Below are 509 nucleotides of genomic sequence, written 5' to 3'. Positions count from 1 at the left end.
TGCGGATTCCACGGATGATGGGCATCGATTCCACGCGATCGTGGGCATGGATTCCACGGCATCGTGGGCATCGATTCCACGCCTCGGGCAGCCTGGCCGACCCGCACATGGAGTCAGGCTTGCCCTTTAGGGTCAAGTGGATTCAGCCTGGTTGCACGCCTGCGCATGCTTTCACCCGCTAGCGTCAGGCGGTGGGCATTGTGAACGAGCCGGTCCAGTATTGCGTCGGCCAGTGTCGGATCGCCGATGGCCTCATGCCAGTGCTCGAGTGGGAGCTGGCTGGTAACGATGGTCGCGCTGCGGCCGTGGCGGTCCTCGAGGATCTCCAGCAGGTCGCGCCTCTCGGATAAAGTCAGGACGGCGAGCCCCCAGTCATCGAGAATGAGCAGGTCGGTTCGCGCCAGAGCCTTGAGCATCCGGGCGTGTCGTCCGTCGCCCCGGGCGATGGCAAGGGCCTCGAAGAGACGCGGCGCCCGGTGGTAGGCCACCACTCGCCCGTCACGGCAGGC

General features: G+C 65.6%; 1 protein-coding gene. It reads right to left on the bottom strand.

The genetic code is table 11. The annotated features are described in order from the left end of the window. Positions 1-113 precede the first annotated feature (113 nt). On the bottom strand, positions 114-509 hold a 396-nt coding region (locus IE243_RS23080), incomplete at its 5' end, for an ATP-binding protein (RefSeq protein ID WP_191321607.1).

This window comes from Camelimonas fluminis (assembly GCF_014656355.1).
Classification (GTDB): Bacteria; Pseudomonadota; Alphaproteobacteria; order Rhizobiales; family Beijerinckiaceae; genus Camelimonas; species Camelimonas fluminis.
The sequence above is the reverse complement of the archived record's forward strand: the minus strand, read 5'-3'. Positions and strand labels throughout refer to the sequence as shown.